General features: G+C 44.4%; 21 protein-coding genes. 13 read left to right on the forward strand and 8 right to left on the reverse strand.

The features are described 5' to 3' along the window. Nucleotides 1-1,223 (forward strand): PIN domain-containing protein (locus tag DK187_RS07125; protein WP_204355596.1); only part of this gene is annotated, 1,223 nt, incomplete at its 5' end. Nucleotides 1,224-1,288: 65 nt separating this feature from the next. Here the strand turns inward: DK187_RS07125 and ettA are convergent. From ettA to DK187_RS07145, 4 genes are all read right to left on the reverse strand, one after another. Beyond that, nucleotides 1,289-2,950, reverse strand: coding sequence for an energy-dependent translational throttle protein EttA (ettA, locus tag DK187_RS07130; RefSeq protein ID WP_111606660.1), 1,662 nt, complete (start codon nucleotides 2,948-2,950; stop codon nucleotides 1,289-1,291). 331 nt (nucleotides 2,951-3,281) lie between these two features. Further along, nucleotides 3,282-4,778, reverse strand: a complete 1,497-nt coding sequence (locus DK187_RS07135) for a methyl-accepting chemotaxis protein (RefSeq protein WP_111606661.1) — start codon at nucleotides 4,776-4,778, stop codon at nucleotides 3,282-3,284. A gap of 54 nt (nucleotides 4,779-4,832) precedes the next feature. Further along, nucleotides 4,833-5,660 (reverse strand): type 2 periplasmic-binding domain-containing protein, encoded by an 828-nt coding sequence (locus DK187_RS07140; RefSeq protein WP_204355597.1) that lies wholly within the window; start codon nucleotides 5,658-5,660, stop codon nucleotides 4,833-4,835. A gap of 145 nt (nucleotides 5,661-5,805) precedes the next feature. Beyond that, entirely contained in the window at nucleotides 5,806-6,738 is a 933-nt protein-coding gene (locus DK187_RS07145; RefSeq protein ID WP_111606663.1) for a DMT family transporter, read from the reverse strand. Between the two features lie 162 nt (nucleotides 6,739-6,900). Between DK187_RS07145 and nrdR the strand changes: the two genes are divergently transcribed. The 6 genes from nrdR (at nucleotide 6,901) to DK187_RS07175 (ending at nucleotide 11,583) form a co-directional block, all read left to right on the forward strand. Continuing rightward, the gene (gene nrdR / locus DK187_RS07150; protein ID WP_111606664.1) at nucleotides 6,901-7,392 is read left to right on the forward strand and encodes a transcriptional regulator NrdR; all 492 of its coding nucleotides are present in this window, start codon (nucleotides 6,901-6,903) and stop codon (nucleotides 7,390-7,392) included. Next, nucleotides 7,389-8,540: a bifunctional diaminohydroxyphosphoribosylaminopyrimidine deaminase/5-amino-6-(5-phosphoribosylamino)uracil reductase RibD gene (gene ribD / locus DK187_RS07155; RefSeq protein WP_111606665.1), complete on the forward strand. Its 1,152-nt coding sequence runs from the start codon at nucleotides 7,389-7,391 to the stop codon at nucleotides 8,538-8,540. The genes nrdR and ribD overlap by 4 nt, the downstream gene beginning before the upstream one ends. Before the next feature lie 307 nt (nucleotides 8,541-8,847). Further along, a complete protein-coding gene (gene nusB, locus DK187_RS07160) occupies nucleotides 8,848-9,372 on the forward strand; it encodes a transcription antitermination factor NusB (protein ID WP_111606666.1) in 525 nt (174 codons plus the stop codon). A 242-nt stretch (nucleotides 9,373-9,614) separates the two neighbouring features. Further along, complete coding sequence (locus DK187_RS07165; protein ID WP_111606667.1) at nucleotides 9,615-9,908, forward strand: DUF6172 family protein; 294 nt, start codon at nucleotides 9,615-9,617, stop codon at nucleotides 9,906-9,908. A 198-nt stretch (nucleotides 9,909-10,106) separates the two neighbouring features. Next, nucleotides 10,107-11,042, forward strand: a complete 936-nt coding sequence (thiL, locus tag DK187_RS07170; protein ID WP_268237590.1) for a thiamine-phosphate kinase — start codon at nucleotides 10,107-10,109, stop codon at nucleotides 11,040-11,042. 58 nt (nucleotides 11,043-11,100) lie between these two features. Beyond that, the gene (locus DK187_RS07175) at nucleotides 11,101-11,583 is read left to right on the forward strand and encodes a phosphatidylglycerophosphatase A family protein (protein WP_111606669.1); all 483 of its coding nucleotides are present in this window, start codon (nucleotides 11,101-11,103) and stop codon (nucleotides 11,581-11,583) included. 341 nt (nucleotides 11,584-11,924) lie between these two features. On the opposite strand, the gene DK187_RS07180 is transcribed toward DK187_RS07175, so the two are convergent. The 4 genes from DK187_RS07180 to DK187_RS07195 form a co-directional block, all read right to left on the reverse strand. Further along, nucleotides 11,925-13,028 carry a protein kinase domain-containing protein gene (locus DK187_RS07180; protein WP_111606670.1) on the reverse strand — a complete coding sequence of 368 codons (1,104 nt, stop codon included), beginning with the start codon at nucleotides 13,026-13,028 and terminating at the stop codon, nucleotides 11,925-11,927. After that, nucleotides 13,025-13,468 carry a hypothetical protein gene (locus DK187_RS07185; protein ID WP_111606671.1) on the reverse strand — a complete coding sequence of 148 codons (444 nt, stop codon included), beginning with the start codon at nucleotides 13,466-13,468 and terminating at the stop codon, nucleotides 13,025-13,027. The genes DK187_RS07180 and DK187_RS07185 overlap by 4 nt, the downstream gene beginning before the upstream one ends. Nucleotides 13,469-13,623: 155 nt before the next feature. Next, complete coding sequence (locus tag DK187_RS07190; RefSeq protein WP_111606672.1) at nucleotides 13,624-14,430, reverse strand: amino acid ABC transporter permease; 807 nt, start codon at nucleotides 14,428-14,430, stop codon at nucleotides 13,624-13,626. A 103-nt stretch (nucleotides 14,431-14,533) separates the two neighbouring features. Beyond that, entirely contained in the window at nucleotides 14,534-15,322 is a 789-nt protein-coding gene (locus tag DK187_RS07195) for a transporter substrate-binding domain-containing protein (protein ID WP_111606673.1), read from the reverse strand. Nucleotides 15,323-15,500: 178 nt separating this feature from the next. Here DK187_RS07195 and DK187_RS07200 point away from each other — a divergent pair, with 178 nt between their 5' ends. The 6 genes from DK187_RS07200 (at nucleotide 15,501) to greA (ending at nucleotide 22,544) form a co-directional block, all read left to right on the forward strand. Next, on the forward strand, nucleotides 15,501-16,313 hold the full coding sequence (locus DK187_RS07200; RefSeq protein ID WP_111606674.1) for a hypothetical protein: 813 nt from the start codon (nucleotides 15,501-15,503) through the stop codon (nucleotides 16,311-16,313). Between the two features lie 30 nt (nucleotides 16,314-16,343). Next, nucleotides 16,344-16,829 carry a GNAT family N-acetyltransferase gene (locus DK187_RS07205; RefSeq protein ID WP_111606675.1) on the forward strand — a complete coding sequence of 162 codons (486 nt, stop codon included), beginning with the start codon at nucleotides 16,344-16,346 and terminating at the stop codon, nucleotides 16,827-16,829. A gap of 55 nt (nucleotides 16,830-16,884) precedes the next feature. Continuing rightward, nucleotides 16,885-17,436 (forward strand): DJ-1 family glyoxalase III, encoded by a 552-nt coding sequence (locus tag DK187_RS07210; RefSeq protein WP_111606676.1) that lies wholly within the window; start codon nucleotides 16,885-16,887, stop codon nucleotides 17,434-17,436. 262 nt (nucleotides 17,437-17,698) lie between these two features. Further along, the gene (carA, locus tag DK187_RS07215; RefSeq protein ID WP_111606677.1) at nucleotides 17,699-18,829 is read left to right on the forward strand and encodes a glutamine-hydrolyzing carbamoyl-phosphate synthase small subunit; all 1,131 of its coding nucleotides are present in this window, start codon (nucleotides 17,699-17,701) and stop codon (nucleotides 18,827-18,829) included. A gap of 23 nt (nucleotides 18,830-18,852) precedes the next feature. After that, complete coding sequence (gene carB / locus DK187_RS07220) at nucleotides 18,853-22,068, forward strand: carbamoyl-phosphate synthase large subunit (protein ID WP_111606678.1); 3,216 nt, start codon at nucleotides 18,853-18,855, stop codon at nucleotides 22,066-22,068. Beyond that, on the forward strand, nucleotides 22,068-22,544 hold the full coding sequence (gene greA, locus DK187_RS07225) for a transcription elongation factor GreA (protein ID WP_111606679.1): 477 nt from the start codon (nucleotides 22,068-22,070) through the stop codon (nucleotides 22,542-22,544). The genes carB and greA overlap by 1 nt, the downstream gene beginning before the upstream one ends. The last annotated feature ends 14 nt before the right edge of the window (nucleotides 22,545-22,558 follow it).

A 22,558-nucleotide genomic window follows, 5' to 3' on the forward strand; every position in this document is an offset into this window, starting at 1 on the left:
TTTCACTTACCGTCCCCTGTCTATTTATAATAACAAATGAGGCGACAACTATCCTGACACAGGGGGATAAAGTGATATTAGATACCAATATTTTTCACAATGCTCGCACTGATACATCTGGAATGCAGATGTTATTGAGACTTGTGAAATCTGGTTGTTTGCAACTTGTTATCTCTGAAGTTGTAGCCAGAGAGTATATAACTAAAAGAATTTCAGAGTCCGAAATCTCGAAAGATAAGATTCTTTCAGAATCAAAAAAACTGAAAAACACTAAGGTTTTCGGTAATGAATATCATGTTTCTAATCTAGATCGCTCGATTTCAGAAGCCATTCAGAAAATTGAGACTGAATTTTATGAATGGGCTAGCCAAGATGGGATTGAGATTTATAAAATAAAAAACACCTTAATTGAAGAAATTTTCGACGATTACTTTATCGGGAAAGGAGCATTTAAAAAGTCCAAAAGTCGTGATGATTTTCCTGATGCAGTAATTCTAGATTGTATAAAAAGAGTGTCGCTTGACTTTAAAACTTCTGTGATCACGAAAGATCAGCATCTTGTTATATGCTGTAATGACTTAGATGGTGTTAAGACATTTAACTCATTAGACAGCCTTTTTGAAGAAGTAGATATTGGTCAAGCTATCATACAACTAGACAGTCAAGATGGAAGAATTAACGGAATTCTAAATATGTTGGAGTCTTCTTCAGTAAGTGTGGAAGTTGAAGAATACATAAAAGAGTTCAAGATAGAAGAGTATCTTGAAAAGCAATTCTATTATAACTCCATTAGTTTGCCATTTGGTCTTAAAAATGAGTTAGGGAGCTTAAGTAACGACTCTGTTCAAGCTGTTATTTCTGAAATTTCTGATTTTGGATCAATTTATGTATCTAAAGCTAAATATCTTGGCGGAGATCGTTTTAGCTTATCAATTAACATAGATTGTTTGTTCGACTTACATATGTTTGTCGCTGAAGGGCGTTATGAGATGCTGGATTATTCTTATCGAAAGGAATTGAATAGAGAAGAACTTCTAGTTGACGGAGAAGAGCATATATATGGATTTTTAAAAGGAAATTTGGAAAGTAGTATTCTATTAAGTGGGATCGATTTAAATTTGAATCATCATGCCTTAGAAGCTCATTTAAGTTATTTAGGGCAGGATAAGTGTGTATTAAGTGTTGATATTGAGTCTGATCAGATCATTATTGATGATCTTTAAAAAAAGCCGCTTCCATTTCTGCAAGCGGCTTTCCATTCTTTACCAACCAATCCTATTAAATAGAATTACGCATCAATACGTTTGTATTTGATACGCGTTGGTGTGGCTTCGTTGCCGGTACGTTTTTTGTAGTCGGCTTCGTATTCTGCGTAGTTACCTTCGAAGAAGACGGCTTTAGAGTCACCTTCGTATGCAAGGATGTGTGTCGCGATACGGTCTAGGAACCAACGGTCGTGGGAAATAACAATCGCGGCGCCTGGGAAGGCCAGTAGGGCGTCTTCTAGTGCACGTAAGGTTTCTACGTCTAGGTCGTTGGTCGGCTCATCCAGTAGCAATACGTTGCCGCCTTCTTTAAGCAGTTTTGCTAGGTGCAAACGGTTACGCTCCCCACCAGACAAATGCTTAACCAATTTTTGTTGATCCGACCCTTTGAAGTTAAAGCGGCCAATGTAAGCACGAGACGGTACTTTGTAGTTGTGAACCGTGATCATGTCTAGGCCGTCAGCGACTTCTTCAAAGACGGTTTTGTCACCATCCAGTTCACGCATTTGGTCAACGTAAGCAAGCTGTACTGTTTCGCCCAACGTCACTGTGCCAGTGTCTGGTTTTTCGATGCCAGCGATCATTTTGAATAGCGTTGATTTACCGGCACCGTTACCACCTACCACACCCACGATCGCGCCTTGTGGCACCACCATGTTGAAGTCTTCCAGTAGCATCTTGTGTTCGAAGCTTTTACTGACGCCTTCGATTTCGATGACTTTAGAACCAAGACGTGGTCCTGGTGGAATGTACAATTCGTTGGTTTCGTTACGATCTTGGAACTCTTGTGAGTTCATTTCTTCGAAGCGAGCCAAACGGGCTTTGGACTTAGATTGACGGCCTTTGGCGTTTTGGCGAACCCACTCAAGTTCCGATTTAATGGCTTTTTGGTGAGACGCTTGTTGCTTCGCTTCGGTTTGTAGTCGAGCGTCTTTCTGCTCTAACCAAGACGAGTAGTTGCCTTCGTATGGAATACCATGGCCACGGTCCAATTCTAAAATCCAGCCAGCGGCGTTATCTAGGAAGTAACGGTCGTGGGTAATCGCCACAACGGTGCCTGGGTAATCTTTCAAGAAGCGCTCCAGCCAAGCAACGGATTCAGCATCCAAATGGTTCGTTGGCTCGTCTAGCAGGATCATGTCTGGCTTGTTCAACAACAAACGACAAAGCGCTACACGACGACGCTCACCACCAGAAAGGTGTTCTACTTTGGCGTCCCAAGGTGGAAGACGAAGCGCATCGGCCGCGACTTCAAGGGCGCGGTCTAGGTTGTGGCCTTCTTTCGCTTCGATCAAGGCTTCAAGCTGGCCTTGTTCTTTTGCTAGGGCGTCAAAGTCCGCATCCGGCTCCGCGTATTCTGCGTACACCGCATCCAAACGCGCCATGGCAGCAATCACGTCAGCGAAGGCTTCTTCAACAATGCCACGGACGTTCTTTTCTGGATCAAGATGCGGTTCTTGTTCCAAGTAGCCGATTTTGATGCCCGGCATTGGGCGTGCTTCACCATTATGCTCGGTATCCACACCTGCCATGATACGCAGTAGCGTTGATTTACCAGAACCGTTAAGACCCAATACACCGATCTTAGCGCCAGGGAAGAATGAAAGAGAAATGTCTTTTAGAATCTCGCGTTTAGGCGGAACAATTTTCCCAACGCGATTCATGCTGTATACAAACTGAGCCATAAAGAATCAACTTATCCTATGATTAGAAATCCTAGCACGACTACTGCGCTCGCCAATACTTTGTTAAAAACAGACTCAAAATGCTCATTTATAAACCATAAACTCTGCTTTTTCGTCAGTTTTTGCCTCGTCTTGGCTTTGCTCGTAACGTCGCGAATAAATTTCGTTAAAACGCTCCACGGGGTTGCCAAAAAATGTCTGGCAAGTTGATGGAGAGCCAAATGAAATTAGTTAGATAAGGATAGCACAAGGGAAGATTGGGAAAAATACAGATGCGAGCAAGAACCGCTTTTTATGATGGCGGTTCTTGCTGCGTTTTTATCTAGATCGTTTAAAGCTTAAAGTTCGATAAGTCACTGTTTATGCTGGAGCTGAGCAGGTCAAGTTGATCACTGAGTTGTTCGATGTTTGCAGCATTGTCGGTGATGACGATAGTGGCATTATTGATGATGAGTACTTTGTCGTTAACTTCGGAAGCCACAGAGCTTTGTTCTTCTGTCGCAGTGGCGACTTGCGCGTTCATGTCATTGATGACGATAATATCTTGAATGATATTGTCGAGCGCGGTAATTGCTCCGCTGGATTCGTCAATCGTTCTTTGTAGTGTGGCACTAGTCGTTTGCATGAGCTTACTCGCGTCCTCAGAGGCAGTTTGTAAGCTATTAATGATGCCCTCTATTTCAGACGTTGAATCTTGAGTACGCTGTGCTAATGAACGCACCTCATCGGCCACGACAGCAAACCCACGACCTTGTTCGCCAGCACGAGCGGCTTCTATTGCTGCGTTAAGCGCTAATAAATTCGTTTGTTCAGCAACGCCTTTGATCACATCCAATACGGTATTAATTTGCGCGCTTTGATTTTTTAATTCAACTATTTTCACAGACGTAGAATTGATTTCCTTGCCTAAGTTGTGAATATCATTGATGGTGTTTTTGACGATGCTGTTACCTTTGACGGCAAGCTCATTACAACGCTGGGTTTTATTCGCTGTTTCATTGGCGTTTCTCGCCACTTCATGTGTCGCTGAGGACATTTCATTGAGCGCGGTTGCCACTTGTTCAATTTCTAGTAACTGTTGTTCTGTGGATTTGACGTTTTCATTTGCATTCGACTTAATACTGCGAGAACAGTTTGATAGTTCGTTATTTGAGTGAACAATTTTTTGTACCAAGGTATGAAGATTGGAAATAAAGGTATCAAAACCCTGAGCAAGCGCTCCGACTTCATCTTTACTTTGGATATTGAGTCGTCTTGTTAGATCACCACCACCTTGTGCGATTTCAGCCATGGCGTTGGCTACGACCTTGATTGGGTTCACGACATAACGAGTCAGTACGAACCAGTTGGTGATCTGTAAAACGAGTATCAAAATGACGCCAATCAGTAGGAACATATTTCGAATAGACGATAGTAGTTCGGCGTTGCTGTCCATGCGGTATGTTACTTCAAGATGGCCTATGACACTCTTGTCACTCCAAGTAATATCTACTTTATCAATACGTAAGTCTTGGGTGTCTGCTTTTGAACTCTGTTCATCTTTTGCTGTGCCAAGTAGTTTATTTCTTTGGTCATAAGCTTTTATGCTGTCCACAAAAGGAAGATTCATAAAAGAAGACATAATGTGTTCAATTAGGCCTGAATCATAAGAAAAAATAGGTTCTTGTAACGCTATCGACAAGGTGTTGTTTAAGCCTTTAATTTGCTTGTCTAACGCCTCATCGAAATGATTTTTAGCCAACATATAGCTGCTGGAGAAAATGATTACCATCACGATGAGTGAAGCGGTAGAAAGAAAAAGCATGGATTTCTGTTTGATTGAATTCATTTCTATCTCGTATCGTTGCTTTGGGTATAAGAAATATATCGTTATTTCGCTGGTTTAAAGGCTGTCTAAATCCAACCAAAATTCTTTGCGATCAAAGGGGGTATCTGGATGCATGGTGGCATTTTTTATACGAATGACTTTGCGTTGTTTTAGATTTGCCTGCTCTAAAACATCTTTAATCATCGGGTGGTTGAAGAACAATTTGTCGTAGCTTCCATCCGCAATGGCCATTTCAAAACCTTTATAGATTTTGTCGTGCAGCGCTTTATTCGATTTTTCGACATAAAAATATTGTGCGAAGGGGTAAATCAGCATGAGGTGTTTATCGATGGCTAAATTCAGTTCTGGACGAGATTTCACTTCGACCCAAGGCTCGTGAAGTGCTCTTGGAAAGTAATCAAATCGACCGCCTTCTAGCATCAAAAATAAGTTGGGATATTTGATGGTAGTGACAGTTGGAATGCCAGCCAACTTCATTATCTTGGTATCACCCCATAGTGTTCCCAAGCCTGGTTTGAAGCGTTTCAAATCTTCCAAGGTATTTATTTGATTGAATTTTTCTTGGTCAGCAGCACGAATGATAAAGATGCGATGGCCTAGTAATCCTTTTAGGGCAGGTATTCGAACAGGTAGCATTTTGTCTTCGTAAGTGGAGGTAGAGCCTCCCCACATAACATCGAGCGTCTTTGACTCGACAGCGCCAATAGCTCGCGCAGTGTTTAGCTCTTGGTCGTTTTGAATATAGGTGACGCCTGAGTCCACTTTACTCATAACGAGCTTCAACACGCTGAACATCAGCTCTTCTTTTTCTCCCACCACCTTATTCACTCTGATGGTTTCTGCACTCATGGCATGAAGGGAGTGAAGTGTCAGAATCATCATCCCTATGCATCTAAATATATTCACTTTATGCTATTTCCTTTTTTTGTTACATAAAATTACAATTTGTGAATCTTATGTCTTATAGCTTTTCTATTTCAAGTGAATTTTTTTATTTAATATGGTAAAGAGGAATATCGAATGATTTTTAGTGACTGAATAGAATAATCAAAGCCGCGCCAGCCACAACGAAAATGGCACCAATCCATGCACCTAAGGCTGGGCGTTGGCCTGTGGTAATCCATAAACCCGGAAGAATCAATACAGGAACAACGGCTGATAACGTGGTGACGATACCGACGTTTGCGTTGCCGACACCCCAGACGAGCACGCTCATACCAATGACCATACCAATGGTGGCAAGGGCCGCAATGCCCATGAAATCAAACCGCGTGAGCTGGCTAAATGGAATCGCCTCGGCAGGTTGTTTATGTCGATAGTACAAACCATAAGCCAGCACCAATGCCAGCGCGCCCGTACCAACGCGTAATGCGGAAACCGCAATGGGATCAGCGCCATCCACGAGTGCCGGTTTGCTAAGCAAGGCGCCACTGGCTTGCCCCAGTGCGGCGCCAAGCGCTAGCAAAATCCCGATACTTAATTTGCCTTTGGTTTGTTCCCAAGCATGCAGGCTGTTTTTGCGTCCAAGCAGGCTGTTTTTGCGTCCAAATAGAATCGCGATTACCACACCGACCAATACTAAGCCACAGGCAAACAGTTGGTTAAAAGACAGGTTTTCCCCTAGAAACAACCAGCCTAATAGAATCGACATGGGGGCATTGGTGGCAAACAGTACACCAGTGCGACGAGGGCCAAGCCGATGCACAGCGGTAAACAACATGGTGTCGCCAATGAAAATGCCCAACAGGCCGGATAACATGATGATCTCGGCATGTTGCCATAAGGTCGCATCGAAGCGTTGAGTGATTAAACAAATGACTAAAAGAATGGAGCTGGCAATGACAATACGAAAAGTATTGAAGCGCATGGTGCCAAAGCGTTGGATCAGCCCTGGTGCCATTAAACTAGAAACAGTCCAACATAAGGCCGCAACCAAGCCCGATAATTCTGCGAACGGCATATAAATCCTTATAAACTTATCAAATCTTCTATCGTGAAGAATGATAAACGCGCACACAGTAGCTCGGTAGCTATATTATGGCGGGGTTGGTATGATTTCATCCATCACGCGATGGCCTAATTTCAGGCATTCTTACACCAAATTAGCGATATTGGAAGCACCATGCGATGCCCTTTTTGTGGAACTCAAGATACGAAAGTAGTGGATTCTCGGTTAGTCTCTGAAGGCGCCCAAGTGCGTCGCCGTCGTACCTGTATCCATTGCCAAGAGCGCTTCACCACCTTTGAAGTGGCTGAATTACAAATGCCAAAATTGATCAAAAGTGATGGCAGTCGAGAAGCGTTTGATGAGGATAAACTGCGCAATGGCATTATTAAAGCCATTGAGAAACGCCCAGTTAGTATCGAGGCGGTCGAAACCGCAATCACTCGTATCAAAGAGAAAATGCAAGCCACTGGTGAGCGCGAATTGCCTTCCCGCTGGACAGGCGAAGCCGTCATGGAAGAGCTGCAGCGCCTTGATCAAGTGGCCTATGTGCGCTTTGCTTCTGTCTATCGTAGCTTTAAAGACATCAGTGAGTTCCGCGAAGCGATAGATCGCTTAGAAAACCGCAGTGCCGCAACCCTAGAACCGAAAAAAGAAGACGAAGCATGACTTATAACCATGAATATTGGATGGCGAAAGCCATCCAACTCGCGAAAAAAGGCCGCTATACCACTCACCCAAACCCACGTGTTGGCTGTGTATTGGTCAAAGATCAGCAAATCATTGGCCAAGGTTTTCATGTTAAAGCCGGAGAAGGTCACGCCGAAGTCAACGCATTGGCCGATGCCAAACAAGATGCCGTTGGGGCAACCGCGTATGTCACCTTAGAGCCTTGCAGCCATCAAGGTAAAACACCACCTTGTGCCGATGCCTTGATTAAAGCCGGTGTCGCCCGTGTTGTTTACGGTATGCAAGACCCGAACCCTGAAGTGTCTGGCAATGGCTTGGCAAAACTAAAAAAAGCGGGAATTGAGATTGTCGGCCCCGTTCTAGAAGCGGACTGTGAGGCGTTGAATCCTGGTTTTATCAAGCGTATGCGTGAAGGACTGCCTTATGTACGAGTGAAGCTTGCCATGAGTATGGATGGCCGTACAGCAATGGAATCTGGCGAGAGCCAATGGATTACGTGCCCAGCAGCGCGCCTTGATGTACAGCGTTTGCGTGCTCAAAGTGATGCGATTGTGACGGGCATTGGTTCGGTATTAGCGGACAATCCCAGCATGACGGTCCGTATCGATAATAACGACCAAGAGGCAGATCCCAAAAGCGTGCGTCAGCCGATTCGTGTCATCATGGACACGGCTTTGTCGATCCTTCCTGAAGCCAAAATTCTTTATCCAACTCATCAGGCGTGGGTGTTTTCTGTCGAAGACGAAGTGGAAGAAGAGCATCTAGACGTTCTGACCAAAAAAGGCGTGACGGTGCGTTTTGCTCCGCGTAGCGAAGATGGTCGGCTCGATCTGCTGGACGCAATGGAACAACTTGCCGATGCCGGCATTAACGAAGTTTTATTAGAAGCTGGCGCTGAATTGGCTGGTGGTTTTTTAGAAGCCGGTCTGATCGACGAAATCGTGGTGTACATGGCGCCGAAATTATTGGGTTCCAGCGCACGTCCGTTATTTAAATTGCCTTTAGAGGTCATGGACGAAGCCGTTGAGCTGACACTGAAATCGGTTCGCCAAGTTGGTCAAGATGTGCGTTTGGTGTACCTGCCAAGCTACTTAGATGATGATTTTGAAGCCGACTTTGAAGAATAGATAAAAGCTGAGTCATTGCTTTATCAGGTTTTTTTTTGAAAATCCCTGAAAAATGTTTTTTCTGATGAATATTTAGAAAACTTAGCCGAGAAACCTAGAATAAATGTTGCTATAATCGCCGCCCAAGAGAACCTGTATATTCGTACCTTTGGTCGATATGACTTAGATGCTGTCTAAAGGCAGTAGCTAGTAGCTCTTTAACAACCAAGGGTATTTTCTAAATAAACAAAAGCCAAACAGACATAAGCCAAACAGGCAAAAAGCGTCAGCCCATAAGGCTGCGTAGTCTGGACAATTGAGGCAAAAAATGAGCGAAGTGGAAACAACAAACGACCAAACTCCAGCACCAAAACGTAAAGATAAAAAGCCTTCACGTTCGCAATTGCGCAGTGCTTCTCGTCGTTTGGCATTACAAGCCGTCTACCAATGGCAAATGAACAAAACAGCGGTTAGCGAGATAGAAACTCAGTTCGTGATGGATCAAGATCAAGATATGGATTCTTGTGACAAAGTCTACTTTCGTGAATTGCTACAAGGTGTAACCGCCAGCGCTAAGAAACTGGACGCTTTGTTTGAAGAACTACTGGATCGTCCATTAAGCGAACTGGATCCAATCGAGTTGGCGGTGATGCGTATCGGTTCGTATGAATTGTCTCAACGCTTAGACGTACCCTACCGTGTTGCGATCAACGAAAGTGTTGAACTTGCCAAAGCCTTTGGTGCGACCGAAAGCCACAAATACGTTAATGGCATTTTAGACAAACTAGCACAACGCGTGCGCCGCGAAGAAATCGCCGCTCGCCGAGAAGCGAATAAAGAGTCGAACAAATAATCGAAAAACGATTATGTAAGCGTTTCTGAAAGCGTCATTAAAAGACAGTTAAGAGCCCCGTTATTACGTGTTAGTAACGGGGCTTTTTTATGCCTTCATGTTCAGCCTTGGCTAAAGCTAACAAATAACGATTTGTTTCGAAACATTGTTCTTATTGATGGCTGGTTTATTCTTAACCCGCTATCATAGATGGGTATCAAGGCGGTTGTTAGGCGGCCTTACCCAATATTTTTAGGATCATAATGAAAAAGAACTTTGTCTTATCTCACCCAAAAAAGCCATATCAGCGCCTCATCGAAGAAGCGAAAAACGAAGTTAAGCAATACATCAAAGCGGAGCGCAACAAAGCCTTGCCAGAGGGCGCGGATTTTTGGGGATTTAACTGCAAGTTTGGTCAAACGGCTGACAAAGCGCGAGCGATCCATGAAGGCGATATCAATACCAATATTAGCTCGGCACAAAGCCAGCATTGGAAGTCTTTTTATCTCGAAGTGATCCCAACGCCTAAACAACGAGCTAAACGTTCAGAAGATTAACGCTGAGCGATAGCGATCATAATTTCTTCTCCAAAGGGCAGGTTGCGCAGAGCAATCTGCCTTTTTTGCTTCTGACAGACTGCTGACATTACGGTATCCTTTCTGTTTTAAAATAGACGAGCGTTTACTGCTCAGCAAATGCCTTTTATTTAACCTTTAACTGAGATAAGCAAGGATCTTCTGTTGAGAGAATTCGAGTTGATACAAAATATCTTTCAAGCGTCTGTGATGGCAAGTACAAAAGGGCGCGGGGATCTTTTGTTAGGTATCGGTGATGATTGCGCGCAAGTGCAAGTGCCGCCGGGACAGAGTCTGGTGTTTTCCATGGATACTCTAGTCGAAGGGCGACATTTTCCGTTCGATGCGGACCCTGTAGACATTGGTTATCGCGCGGTAGCAAGTTGTGTCAGTGATTTAGCCGCGATGGGGGCAAAACCGGCGTTTTTCACCTTGGGACTGACGATTCCAGAATCCGATCCACAATGGTTAGCGGGTCTAGCGCAAGGCATGGCGGAACTGGCGGAGCCGATTGGTTTGGCCCTAGTGGGTGGCGATACCACCAAAGGGCCACTGACGATTACACTACAAGTGCATGGTTATGTTGAGCCTGACATGGCCGTAAAGCGCAGTGGCGCCAAGGTCGGTGACGATATTTATGTGACTGGATTGCTTGGTGATGCCGCGGCGGCCGTGCCGATTGTGACGGGTGAGTTGCAAGTATCGAGTGAGCGCTTTGATTATTTTTATGATCGTTACTGGCGACCGCAATCAAGGCTAATTGCCGGCATGGCACTGAAGCGCGTGGTGCATGCCATGATGGATATTTCCGATGGCCTTGCGCAAGATATCCAGCATATACTCAAAGCCTCTGGTGTTGGTGCGAATATCGATGCGAATCGTGTGCCGATTTCCGCTGAGTTAAGTCGTTGGCAACCTGAAACGGCGGTGGCGTTAGCCTTAACTGGTGGTGATGATTACGAGTTATGCTTTACCGCAGCAAAAGAACAAGCCGCCGAAATAGCATTAATCACCCAAACATTGAGTTTGCCATGCACCAAGGTAGGCGAGATTGTCGAAGAGGGCTTGGTGATTCAACACTATGATGGCGAGATAACTGGCTGGCAACATTTTTAGCGCCATGAGAGGCCACAAGAAATTTTCATTTTTCATTTAATAAATAGGTAGCAACACCATGGCAAATTCTGCCCCAGCGTCTGTATGGCGTAATCCGATACATTTCTTGGCGTTTGGCCTTGGTTCCGGCGCTGCGCCAAAAGCACCAGGTACTTTTGGTACGCTTGCGGCTGTGCCGATTTTTATTTGGTTATTACAAGATTTAAGCGCGATGGCGTATCTTGCTGTGCTGGTGGTGACGTCACTGGTCGGGATTTATCTTTGTGGTAAAACATCAAAAGACATGGGCGTACATGACCATGCTGGTATCGTCTGGGACGAATTTGTTGGTTTCTGGATCACCATGTGGCTGGCGCCTGCGGGTTGGTTTTATATCGTGCTGGGCTTTGTATTGTTTCGCCTATTCGATATTCTGAAACCTTGGCCAATCTCATGGGTTGATAAAAACGTCCACGGCGGTTTCGGCATCATGCTGGACGATATTCTGGCTGGCATTATGTCGTTTGTCGTCCTACAAGCTTTGGTGGAATTTGTTTTGTAGGCCTGATGAGGGAGGTACGACCGTGATCAGGCGTGTGACGTTATTTTGCCTGCAATTGTTTGATTTACAAAGGATTTTGTAGGTCGCGGCTTTAGCCCGACAAGACGTGATTTGTCGTAATGCGTTTTTTGTCGGTATATTTTTGTTTAGGATAAATAGCGACTTACAGGATCAGTGGAAGTTGTTTTTCGACCCCTTTCCAAGGGGAAGGTTAGGATGGGGTTGTTCTTGTTACTCGAACTGCGTTGTTGCCATCGACCGAATAACATTTCTTCTCGAAACTACCGCCTACCTCGTCGGAATGTTATTCGCTCATGACTTCTGGTTATTGGCGGTTAAGTTTAGTAAATATCATCTAAAGGATCGTGCTCTGGATCGAAGCCTTGATTGTGAATCACCTTTTTTACAAAAAAATCGTCTTCTAATCTAGTATCTTTGGAGTTGATCCATCCAAAAAGCCTGACAATAGAATCTATCGATGGCCTATTTTCCCCTTTTGTAGATAAAAGGTGTTTGAAGGTAAATTTACTGATAGTCGAAAGTTTTCCAATGTTTCTGGTAAATGATATATCTAAGTCTTCTCTTCTCATTAATAATTTATATGCATCAGAAATACTATCTACTTTAAAAGGCAATTCGTCGAAAATTAGATTGTATGCATAGACTCCAAAAGACCAGCTATCATAGTTAACAGTATCAGTACCATGTAATAAAAAATCTGGAGGCATTGAAGTAAAAGATGCCATTATTCTTTTACTGTTATCGTCTTCGATTAGATTTTCATCGTAATTTTCTGAAAAATCGTATCTATTTAAGTCCCCTAAACCTTTTTGTAATTTACACATGCCCATATCTAGAAAAACAATTCTAGGATCGTTGTCTAATAAATTTTTATTATGTAGGTGACCGACACTATCAAATGGATACATCGTGTAGCCTTTTTTAATTAAAATATTTTCAGGATGAAGATCTCTGTGTTCATATCCCAATCTAGAAAAATAATTCATTGCAGACGAAAGTCTGTACAGAAATTCATATTTTTCATTTAAGTTAAGTTTTGATGAGTCTATTGAAGATAATAGTTCTCCTTCCTCATATTTATAAGAAAAATAAAATATTTTGTTTGATATGTTTTTTATATTATGAGTTATTGTTGGAACGGGGTAGCTCGTTTTTGGTCCTCTAAATAAAAAAAACCTATCGTCTTCTCCATATCTATCGGTGTTTGAAATATTTTTTAGTAATGACTGATATTCAAATTTAAATCTTTCTATTTCAATTTTATTTCTTGGGAATATAAGAAATTTAAAAACAACTTTATCATTGTTTTTATTTTCATATAAGGCGGTAAAAGAGCTTCCCCCGCCAAGTTCTTTTTTGAAGGAAAAATCATTAATAGTATCAATCTCTAATTTTTTTAGGATTTCTAAGCAGTCTTCTTTCATTTTTTTATGACCCTGTATAGTTTACAGTAGAGCATTATTTCTCCATTAAAATCATGAGGAATATCGGAAAACTCCATTAACGAAGTGTAGTTTTTAGATTCTAACCAATCTTTTATTTTTTTAGAGTCTTCAATGTCAGTGATTTCAGCAATAGCTTCATTAAAATCATGAACTTCTTCACTAAAGATGAAACATACACTTTTATCACTAAATACCGGAACGATTTCAACCACTTTTCCAAACTGTAGTGCTTGTTTAATGTCTGGGGTGCAAAAAATTGTTTGGCTTCTTGCACGTATTCCAAATGTTTTTTCAAACCATTCGTCTGCAACCTCATGAAGTTTTTGTGGAGAGTTAAGAGGTTTTCTGGGGAGTTTCAAATAAGTGTTTTCTTGGACCTCATCCAGAGGAATAGTTTTTACCCCACGATATAATTTCATATGAATCCTTATGAAATGTATGGCAGCTAGTGTCTAAGCTATATAAATAGAATTAAAACAAACAAACAAAGACTGTAACCTTAACAGTTAATGGTTTCTATATATTAAATTGATTATTTATTGATAAAGTGTTCCATATTTAGATCCGTCTCTAGTCAATGATGATCATTGCGTCTTAGATGCGCTTCAAAGGCGCGTATCAGTAGCGATAGGCTGAGTGTGAGTACGAGGTACATGAAGGCGACGACGTTGTAGGTTTCGAAGAATTGGAAGGTGGAGGAGCTGAAGACTTTGCCGAGTTGGGTGATGTCTTGTACGCCTAATACCGAGACGAGTGCGGAGTCTTTGATCATGGCGACGAAGTCGTTGCCAAGGGGCGGTAAGATTTTGCGCATGGCTTGGGGTAGGGTGATTAAGCGGAAGCGATGCCAGTTGGATAAGCCTAGTGCTTTGGCGGCTTCTATTTGTCCTTTGCTCACTTCTTGAATGCCGGCACGAAAGACTTCAGCAATAAAAGCGCTGTAACTGATGGCAAGGGCGATAATGGCACGCCACAGTAGAGAGAAGTCTCTTGTCGTGGCTTTTTCTATCCATCCCGCTTCAATCGGTATTTGTAATACCCAGTTGTAGAATTTTACCATTTCTGGTGCGCCGACAAAGGCGATGTAGAACAAGAGCACAAGAACGGGAATGCCGCGGAAGATTTCCACATAAAAACGGGCGAATTCACGAAGTATGCGATGACGAGAAAACCCAGCCAGTGCAATGAGTAAACCAAGCAAACTGGCCAAAATAAAAGCCGAAAATGTGACCCCAATGGTGGTGAGTAGTCCTTCGCTAAGGGCGCTGGCGATGCGTTGGTAACTTTCGTCCGCCACCATGTTCCATAATAGAATCAGAGCAAGGATGATGATAGAGACTAACCACCAAGGTGTGCGTTCTACGGTGTTTTTAAAGGGCATAATCAATTCATAGCAGGACCATTCCTTGGTCGTCATTAATAAAAAAACGGACGGTCTAAACTGTATGTAGACGATCCGTTACTCTGTGTTGATGACGTTGGGCTTATTGGTTATAGTCGAAAAACCATTTTTTGTTCAACGCATCCAGTGTACCGTCTTTTTTCATGCTTTCGATGGCGGCATTGATCGGTTGAACAAGATCTGAGCCCGGAGCCAAAATGAAACCAAAGTCTTCGGAGCCCAATGGACCGCCAACAATTTTGAATGCGCCAGGATTGGCGCCGATGTAACCACGAGCCGATGCGGCGTCCATTAATACGCTGTCCACATCGCCTGATTTAAGTGCTTGTACGGAAGCGCCGAAGGTGTCTAATAAGGTAATGCGTGGGTTACTTTCATCGCCATCAAGCACATCGTAGACGGCGACATAAAAGTTGGTGGTGCCAGCTTGCGCGCCAAATTGCAGGTCTGGATTGGCAGCAAAGGATTTGGCATCGTTAAAGCGATCTTCATCGGCACGAACCAACATGAACTGCTGAGACGTCATGTAAGGAATGGTGAAGTCAATTTGCTGGGCACGTTCTTCATTAATGGTGATGCCGTCCATGCCGACATCGTATTGGCCTTGTTTAACGGCTTGGATCATGGTGTCCCAGCTGCTCAGGTGCCATTCTATTTTGGCGTTTAAGCGTTTGCCAATTTCGTTCATGGCGTCGTATTCCCAACCTATGCCTTCGCCAGTGGCTGGGTCGACAAAGTTAAGTGGCGTGTAGGCATTTTCCGTGACGGCTAAAATAGTGCGACCTTTTAGGTCTGGCAAGTTGTCGGCGAAGCTTAGGCTACTGATTGAAACCGCAGCGATCACCATTAAACGAGATAACAAAGACACCATGTTTTTATACCTTTTAGGAGTTTTCTCAAAATTGGCCGTGATTATACACAGCTGTTGCGTAAAGATCTCTAGCAAGCTTTAGGCCATCAAGTGGCATCTATTGGCGTAAGCGAGTATATTTGCTTACCAATATTCAATTCGATGAATGTGCACTTTTACGACTGCGATTAAGGTTATTATGTCCCGCGAATTACCACCTCAACAGGCTTTTCAAACGCATTGCTTAGCGCAAATGGGGGTGGTGTCTTGGCTGTCTTCTTCAGACAGCGTGACAGGGACGGTGTTTATGCCGATTCAACCCTGGCCGATTGCTGTTGAGGCCGCTGTGGGCTTTGTTCCGCCGCCATCGTCTGCGGGGTTTAAGGCAGTAGAACCCGTTTCTGTTCCAGTTGAGAAACGCGCTACTGATGAGAAAGACCCTTTGGTGCATCATTTGCGTGAACAGTTAAATGCAGGACCGGAAATCATTGTTGAAGATTTACAGCCAATCGAAGAGTTGGCTGTCGATATTGTGGTTGAGCCAGATCCAGCTTTGAATACTCACATCACGCGGCTCAATATTTATGCTTATGCTTTATCAAATAAGCTTTTGATTTTGAGCGATGTACCCGAAGTATTCTCTCAAGCGGAAGAGATAGAACGTTTGGCGTTAAAAATGGGTCAAGCCTTATTAAAACAGCCGATTAATGAATGGCAGGGCAGTGCATTTTCGTGGCCGGGTGCTTTGAAAAATCCCCATTTTTGGAAGCGCACAGATTGGTTATTTGGCGCCTTGGAAAGTTATGTGGGGCGTTTAGTAAAAGACTTTCCTGAAACGCCATTGTTGGTACTGGCTGGTGCACAAATCACTCAGCTGGTGGAAGACTTAGCACCTGAAAGCCCATTAAAACACTATCCTACCGCGCGTATTGTTAGTTTGTCTGAGTTGTATCGTATTCCTGAATTGCGCAAAGAGGCGTGGCAAGTGATGCAATCAAGCCTTTTCCGTTAATCTTTTGCCTTCCATGAGGCGTTCTATTTTATGATACCTTCTATTTCTATTCGTCTGGCGACGGAGTCCGATTTACAGCCCATTATTCAGCTTGATGCCTTGTCTAACCCTCATCCTTGGAGGAAAGGTTTGGTCGCGGAGGCGTTGCAGACGCGCCAAAATTGGCTGGTTGAATTAGGGGATGCCACACAAAAATCCATCGTTGGGTGGTTAACTGCATCGGTGGTGCTTGATCAGTCCGAATTAGAATTAATTGTGATTGATTCCTCTTTCCGTAGACAGGGGCTGGCTAGAAAGTTGATCATGGTTTGGTCAGATGCGGTCGTGCAGCAAGGTGTTAATGAGCTCTTGTTAGAAGTGCGCGAGTCGAATCACGGCGCTATTTTGCTTTACGAATCCATGGGATTCGAGTTGGTTGGGCGTCGGAAAAATTATTATCAAATAGAAAAACAAGGGCAAACAGCGCTCGGGCGCGAAGCGGCCTGTTTGTTTACACTGAAAATAGAAAGCCTTTAAACGAAGTCGTTGTTTAACGCTTTTATGAATTTAATGTATTGGAAAGAGGTAAAGTATGAGCAAGGTATTGGTTCCTATTGCTAATGGCAATGAAGATATTGAGGCCATTACGATTATCGATGTATTGCGACGTGGCGGTGTAGACGTTACGGTGGCGAGTATTCATGAGTCAAAGCACATTGTAATGGCGCATGGCACAAAGCTCGAGGCTGATGTGGTATTGACCGATGTGGCGGATCAGATTTTTGATGCGGTTGTGTTGGCTGGCGGTATGCCGGGGGCAGAACATTTGCGTGATTGTGCATTGTTGATTGATATGTTGGAAAAACATGACATCCAAGATGCGTTATTAGCGGCTATTTGTGCCTCACCTGCTGTGGTATTTGGTACCCATGGCTTTGTGGTGGATAAACAAGCGACCTGTTACCCAGGTTTCGAAAAAGGATTGATTGGAGCGGAATACATCGCCAATGAGCCTGTGGTGATGGATGGTAATATTCTGACTGGCAAAGGGCCTGCCGCTGCGATGGTTTTCTCATTGACGGTATTGGGCAATTTAAAAGGTTACGATGCGGCGAAAAATGTCGCCGATGGATTGTTGTGCTAGAAAGGTATTTTGCGCCATGCTTATTCTTGACTAAGAAGTCAAGAAAAAATGCACGCTAATTGGGTGTTTTTGCCAGATTTGGTGGCAATTCGGTGGACGCAAAAGCCGTATCAGAGTAGAATTAGGCAGATTTTTTGAACGCGAGATCTATTGGTTATCCATCAATAGATGCACGGCAAAAACGCAATTTCTTAAAAGCGAGATGAGCCGCCGGTTTATCTCGCTTTTTTGCAACCTGAAAGGCTCTAAATGGGAGGTTCCTTTGGCAACATCAGCGATTCTGGCTCTGGAAGACGGCACGGTTTTTAAAGGGGTGTCGATCGGAGCAGATGGCTCCTCAACGGCTGAAGTGGTATTTAACACTTCGATGACTGGTTATCAAGAAATTCTTACTGATCCTTCCTATGCTCGACAAATGGTCACCTTGACCTATCCCCATATTGGGAATACTGGCGTTAACTCTGAAGACGAAGAATCCGACAAAATTTGGTGTGAAGGCTTGATCATTCGTGATCTTCCTCTAGTGGCTAGCAGCTGGCGTTCACAAGAATCATTAGATTCTTACTTGAAGCGCAAAGGTGTGGTGGGTATTGCTGACATCGACACTCGTAAGCTGACACGTATTCTACGTGAAAAAGGTGCGCAAGCAGGTTGCATCATGGCGGGTGAAAACTTAGATGAAGCGGCGGCGATTGCGGCGGCTCGTGCTTTCCCAGGTTTGAAAGGCATGGACCTAGCGAAAGAAGTAACGGTAGAGAAAGCATACGAGTGGACTGAGTCGACTTGGGATCTTGTAAATGGTCACACAACACCAGACTCTTTTGACTTCCACGTGGTTGCTTATGACTACGGTGTAAAACGCAATATTCTGCGTATGTTGGTTGAACGCGGTTGTCGTCTAACGGTTGTACCTGCGAAAACACCTGCAAAAGATGTGTTAGCAATGAATCCAGATGGTGTTTTCCTATCTAATGGCCCTGGTGATCCAGAGCCTTGTGATTATGCCATTCAAGCCATCAAAGAAATTTTAGAAACCGATATTCCTGTGTTTGGTATTTGTCTTGGTCACCAGCTTTTGGCTTTGGCTTCTGGCGCAAAAACCAAGAAAATGAAGTTTGGTCACCACGGTGCAAACCATCCGGTACAAGCGATTGAAAAAGGCACAGTGATGATCACCAGTCAAAACCACGGTTTTGCGGTAGACGAAGACACCTTGCCAGCTAACCTTGTGATGACTCACAAATCTTTGTTCGATGGTTCTTTGCAAGGCATCGCACGTACTGATAAGAGTGCATTCAGCTTCCAAGGTCACCCTGAAGCGAGCCCAGGGCCACACGATGTGGCGCCTTTGTTCGATCAGTTTATTGAAAACATCAAAGCCACTAAAGCCTAAAAGTAGGAGCGGAGCGAAATATTATGCCAAAACGTACTGACATAAAAAGCGTCTTAATTTTAGGTGCGGGCCCTATTGTTATCGGTCAGGCTTGTGAGTTTGACTATTCGGGTGCGCAAGCGTGTAAGGCGCTTCGTGAAGAAGGCTTTCGCGTTATTCTGGTGAACTCTAACCCAGCCACTATCATGACAGACCCAGCGATGGCCGATGCGACTTACATCGAGCCTATCGAGTGGAAAACCGTTGAAAAGATCATTGAAAAAGAGCGCCCAGATGCGGTGCTACCGACCATGGGTGGTCAAACGGCATTGAACTGTGCGTTGGATCTTGAACGTCATGGTGTGCTAGCGAAATACAATGTTGAAATGATCGGTGCGACAGCCGATGCGATCGACAAAGCGGAAGATCGTAGCCGTTTTGATAAAGCCATGCGCTCCATCGGTCTTGAATGCCCGCGTGCGGGTATTGCTCACAACATGGAAGAAGCACTGAAAGTGCAAGCGGAAGTGGGCTTCCCTTGTATTATCCGTCCTTCTTTCACTATGGGCGGCACCGGTGGCGGTATTGCGTACAACATGGAAGAGTTTGATGAAATTTGTACTCGTGGTTTGGACTTGTCGCCAACCAACGAATTGCTCATCGATGAATCTTTGATCGGTTGGAAAGAGTACGAGATGGAAGTTGTCCGCGACAAAAAAGACAACTGCATCATTGTTTGTGCGATTGAAAACTTCGACGCCATGGGGGTTCACACGGGTGACTCTATCACGGTGGCACCAGCACAAACTCTGACAGACAAAGAATATCAAATCATGCGTAACGCGTCTTTGGCGGTATTGCGTGAGATCGGTGTAGAGACAGGTGGTTCCAACGTACAGTTCGGTATGGACCCAAAAACAGGTCGTCTTGTGGTCATCGAGATGAACCCTCGTGTGTCTCGTTCGTCTGCGTTGGCATCGAAAGCAACGGGCTTCCCAATTGCAAAAATTGCCGCGAAATTGGCGATTGGTTACACCCTTGATGAGTTGCAAAACGACATCACTGGCGGCCAAACACCAGCCAGCTTTGAACCCGCAATCGACTACGTTGTCACTAAGATTCCTCGTTTCACATTCGAGAAATTCCCAACCGCTAACGACCGTTTAACCACGCAAATGAAATCCGTTGGTGAAGTGATGGCGATTGGCCGTACTTTCCAAGAGTCGTTGCAAAAAGCTTTGCGTGGCTTGGAAGTGGGTTCTGACGGTTTTAATCCTCAGTTGGATTTCGCGGAAGAAAACAGCAAAGAGAAATTGGCTTACGAGCTTCAATCTCCAGGTTCTGACCGTATTTGGTACATTGGCGATGCGTTCCGTTCAGGCATGACGGTTGATGAAGTATATGAAGCTACTGGCGTTGATCCTTGGTTCTTGGTGCAAATCGAAGACTTGATCAAAGAAGAAGCGGCGTTGGCAGACAAGGGTCTGATCGACATGACGTACGATGTGATTCGTCGTCTAAAACGCAAAGGTTTCTCTGATGCGCGTCTTGCTAGCTTGCTAAGTGTGACAGAAAAGTCGATGCGTGAGCGTCGTTACTTGATGAACGTTCATCCAGTGTATAAGCGTGTTGATACCTGTGCGGCCGAATTTGCCACTAACACAGCGTACATGTACTCAACGTACGAAGATGAATGTGAAGCTGCACCAACTGATCGTGAAAAAATCATTATCCTTGGTGGTGGTCCAAACCGTATCGGTCAAGGTATTGAATTTGACTACTGCTGCGTACACGCGGCGCTAGGTTTGCGTGACGACGGTTACGAAACCATTATGGTGAACTGTAACCCTGAAACCGTATCGACTGACTACGACACGTCTGACCGTTTGTACTTCGAGCCAGTCACGCTTGAAGACGTGTTAGAAATCGTTCGCAAAGAAAAACCGAAAGGCGTGATCGTTCAATTCGGTGGTCAAACGCCGCTGAAAATTGCGCGTGCTTTGCAAAACGAAGGCGTGCCAATCATTGGTACTACGCCTGAGTCTATTGACCGTGCAGAAGATCGTGAGCGTTTCCAAAGCATGATTCAGCGTTTGGGCTACAAACAGCCTCATAACGCGACCGTTCGTAGTGTTGACCAAGCTGCAGCCAAAGCCGCTGAAATTGGTTATCCACTCGTGGTTCGTCCATCTTATGTATTGGGCGGCCGTGCGATGGAAATCGTGTACAACGAAAAAGAACTGATGCGTTACATGACCAGTGCTGTGAAAGTGTCTAACGACAGCCCTGTGTTGCTAGATCACTTCTTGAATGCGGCGATTGAGATTGATATCGACTGTATCAGTGATGGTAAGCAAGTGGTGATTGGCGGCATTATGCAGCATATCGAACAAGCGGGCGTTCACTCTGGTGATTCTGCGTGTTCTTTGCCGCCATACTCTTTGTCTAAAGAAGTGCAAGACGATATTCGTGAGATGATCAAAAACATGGCGCTAGAGCTTGGCGTTGTGGGTTTGATGAACACTCAGCTTGCGGTTCAGGATGGCGAAATTTATGTGATCGAGGTGAACCCTCGTGCATCACGTACTGTACCTTTCGTTTCTAAATGTATTGGTCGTTCTTTGGCGCAAGTGGCTGCTTTGGTCATGGCAGGCAAAACACTGGAAGAGCTTGGTTTCACTAAAGAAATTATTCCTTCTTACTACAGCGTGAAAGAAGCCGTTTTCCCATTCAACAAGTTCCAAGGTGTCGATCCGATTCTTGGGCCTGAAATGAAGTCTACGGGCGAAGTGATGGGCGTAGGTGATACCTTTGCTGAAGCGTTTGGTAAAGCCGCGTTGGGTGGTGGTACCGTATTGCCAACGTCTGGCCGTGCTTTTATCAGCGTTCGTGATATGGACAAAGAAGGGGCTGTGGATGTGGCTCGTCGCTTGGCTGAATTAGGCTTTGATCTTGTTGGTACTGAAGGCACAGCAAAATACCTCACTGAGCGTGGCGTCGAAGTTCGCAAAGTGAACAAGGTGAATGAAGGTCGTCCTCATATCGTCGATATGATGAAAAATGGCGAAATTGATTACATCATCAACACCACGTCTGGTACGCAAGCGATTGCAGACTCTTCTGTTATCCGTCGTACAGCTTTACAGCGCAAGGTTTGTTACACTACGACATTGGCTGGTGCTGAAGCAACGAGTATGGCGATTAGCCTAACGGGTGAAACGAAAGTTAGAAGACTGCAAGATTTGCACTTGGGGAAATAATGAAAAAAGTACCAATGACAGTAGAAGGTGAAGCTCGTCTAAGAGAAGAGCTGAATCACTTGAAAACTGTCGTCCGTCCTCGCGTGATTGCGGATATCGCAACCGCGCGTGAACATGGCGACTTAAAAGAAAACGCTGAATATCATGCTGCTCGTGAAGAACAGGGATTTGCTGAAGGTCGTATTAAAGAGATCGAAGGCAAGTTGGCTGATTCACAAGTGATTGATGTGAAATCCTTGCCAGCGTCTGGCAAAGTGATTTTCGGTACGACAGTAACCTTGTTTAACGTCGATACTGAAGAAACGGTGACTTATAAGATTGTCGGTGACGACGAAGCGGATGTAAAAGAGAAGAAAATCTCTTACGCATCGCCAATCGCAAAAGCCATTATCGGGAAAGAAGAAGGTGACGAAGTTGCCATTCAGGTTCCGAGTGGCGAAGTGGTATACGAGATTGAGAAAGTCGAATACCTATAATAGGTATGAGGCTT

It is taken from the genome of Marinomonas arctica (genome assembly GCF_003259225.1).
Lineage (GTDB): Bacteria > Pseudomonadota > Gammaproteobacteria > Pseudomonadales > Marinomonadaceae > Marinomonas > Marinomonas arctica.

Bases quoted from the DNA above. Each gene is read 5' to 3' on its own strand.
- ettA (WP_111606660.1), bottom strand. From the start codon at position 2,950: ATGGCTCAGTTTGTATACAGCATGAATCGCGTTGGGAAAATTGTTCCG.
- DK187_RS07135 (WP_111606661.1), bottom strand. From the start codon at position 4,778: ATGAATTCAATCAAACAGAAATCCATGCTTTTTCTTTCTACCGCTTCA.
- DK187_RS07140 (WP_204355597.1), bottom strand. From the start codon at position 5,660: ATGATGATTCTGACACTTCACTCCCTTCATGCCATGAGTGCAGAAACC.
- DK187_RS07145 (WP_111606663.1), bottom strand. From the start codon at position 6,738: ATGCCGTTCGCAGAATTATCGGGCTTGGTTGCGGCCTTATGTTGGACT.
- nrdR (WP_111606664.1), top strand. From the start codon at position 6,901: ATGCGATGCCCTTTTTGTGGAACTCAAGATACGAAAGTAGTGGATTCT.
- ribD (WP_111606665.1), top strand. From the start codon at position 7,389: ATGACTTATAACCATGAATATTGGATGGCGAAAGCCATCCAACTCGCG.
- nusB (WP_111606666.1), top strand. From the start codon at position 8,848: ATGAGCGAAGTGGAAACAACAAACGACCAAACTCCAGCACCAAAACGT.
- DK187_RS07165 (WP_111606667.1), top strand. From the start codon at position 9,615: ATGAAAAAGAACTTTGTCTTATCTCACCCAAAAAAGCCATATCAGCGC.
- DK187_RS07175 (WP_111606669.1), top strand. From the start codon at position 11,101: ATGGCAAATTCTGCCCCAGCGTCTGTATGGCGTAATCCGATACATTTC.
- DK187_RS07180 (WP_111606670.1), bottom strand. From the start codon at position 13,028: ATGAAAGAAGACTGCTTAGAAATCCTAAAAAAATTAGAGATTGATACT.
- DK187_RS07185 (WP_111606671.1), bottom strand. From the start codon at position 13,468: ATGAAATTATATCGTGGGGTAAAAACTATTCCTCTGGATGAGGTCCAA.
- DK187_RS07190 (WP_111606672.1), bottom strand. From the start codon at position 14,430: ATGCCCTTTAAAAACACCGTAGAACGCACACCTTGGTGGTTAGTCTCT.
- DK187_RS07195 (WP_111606673.1), bottom strand. From the start codon at position 15,322: ATGGTGTCTTTGTTATCTCGTTTAATGGTGATCGCTGCGGTTTCAATC.
- DK187_RS07200 (WP_111606674.1), top strand. From the start codon at position 15,501: ATGTCCCGCGAATTACCACCTCAACAGGCTTTTCAAACGCATTGCTTA.
- DK187_RS07205 (WP_111606675.1), top strand. From the start codon at position 16,344: ATGATACCTTCTATTTCTATTCGTCTGGCGACGGAGTCCGATTTACAG.
- DK187_RS07210 (WP_111606676.1), top strand. From the start codon at position 16,885: ATGAGCAAGGTATTGGTTCCTATTGCTAATGGCAATGAAGATATTGAG.
- carB (WP_111606678.1), top strand. From the start codon at position 18,853: ATGCCAAAACGTACTGACATAAAAAGCGTCTTAATTTTAGGTGCGGGC.
- greA (WP_111606679.1), top strand. From the start codon at position 22,068: ATGAAAAAAGTACCAATGACAGTAGAAGGTGAAGCTCGTCTAAGAGAA.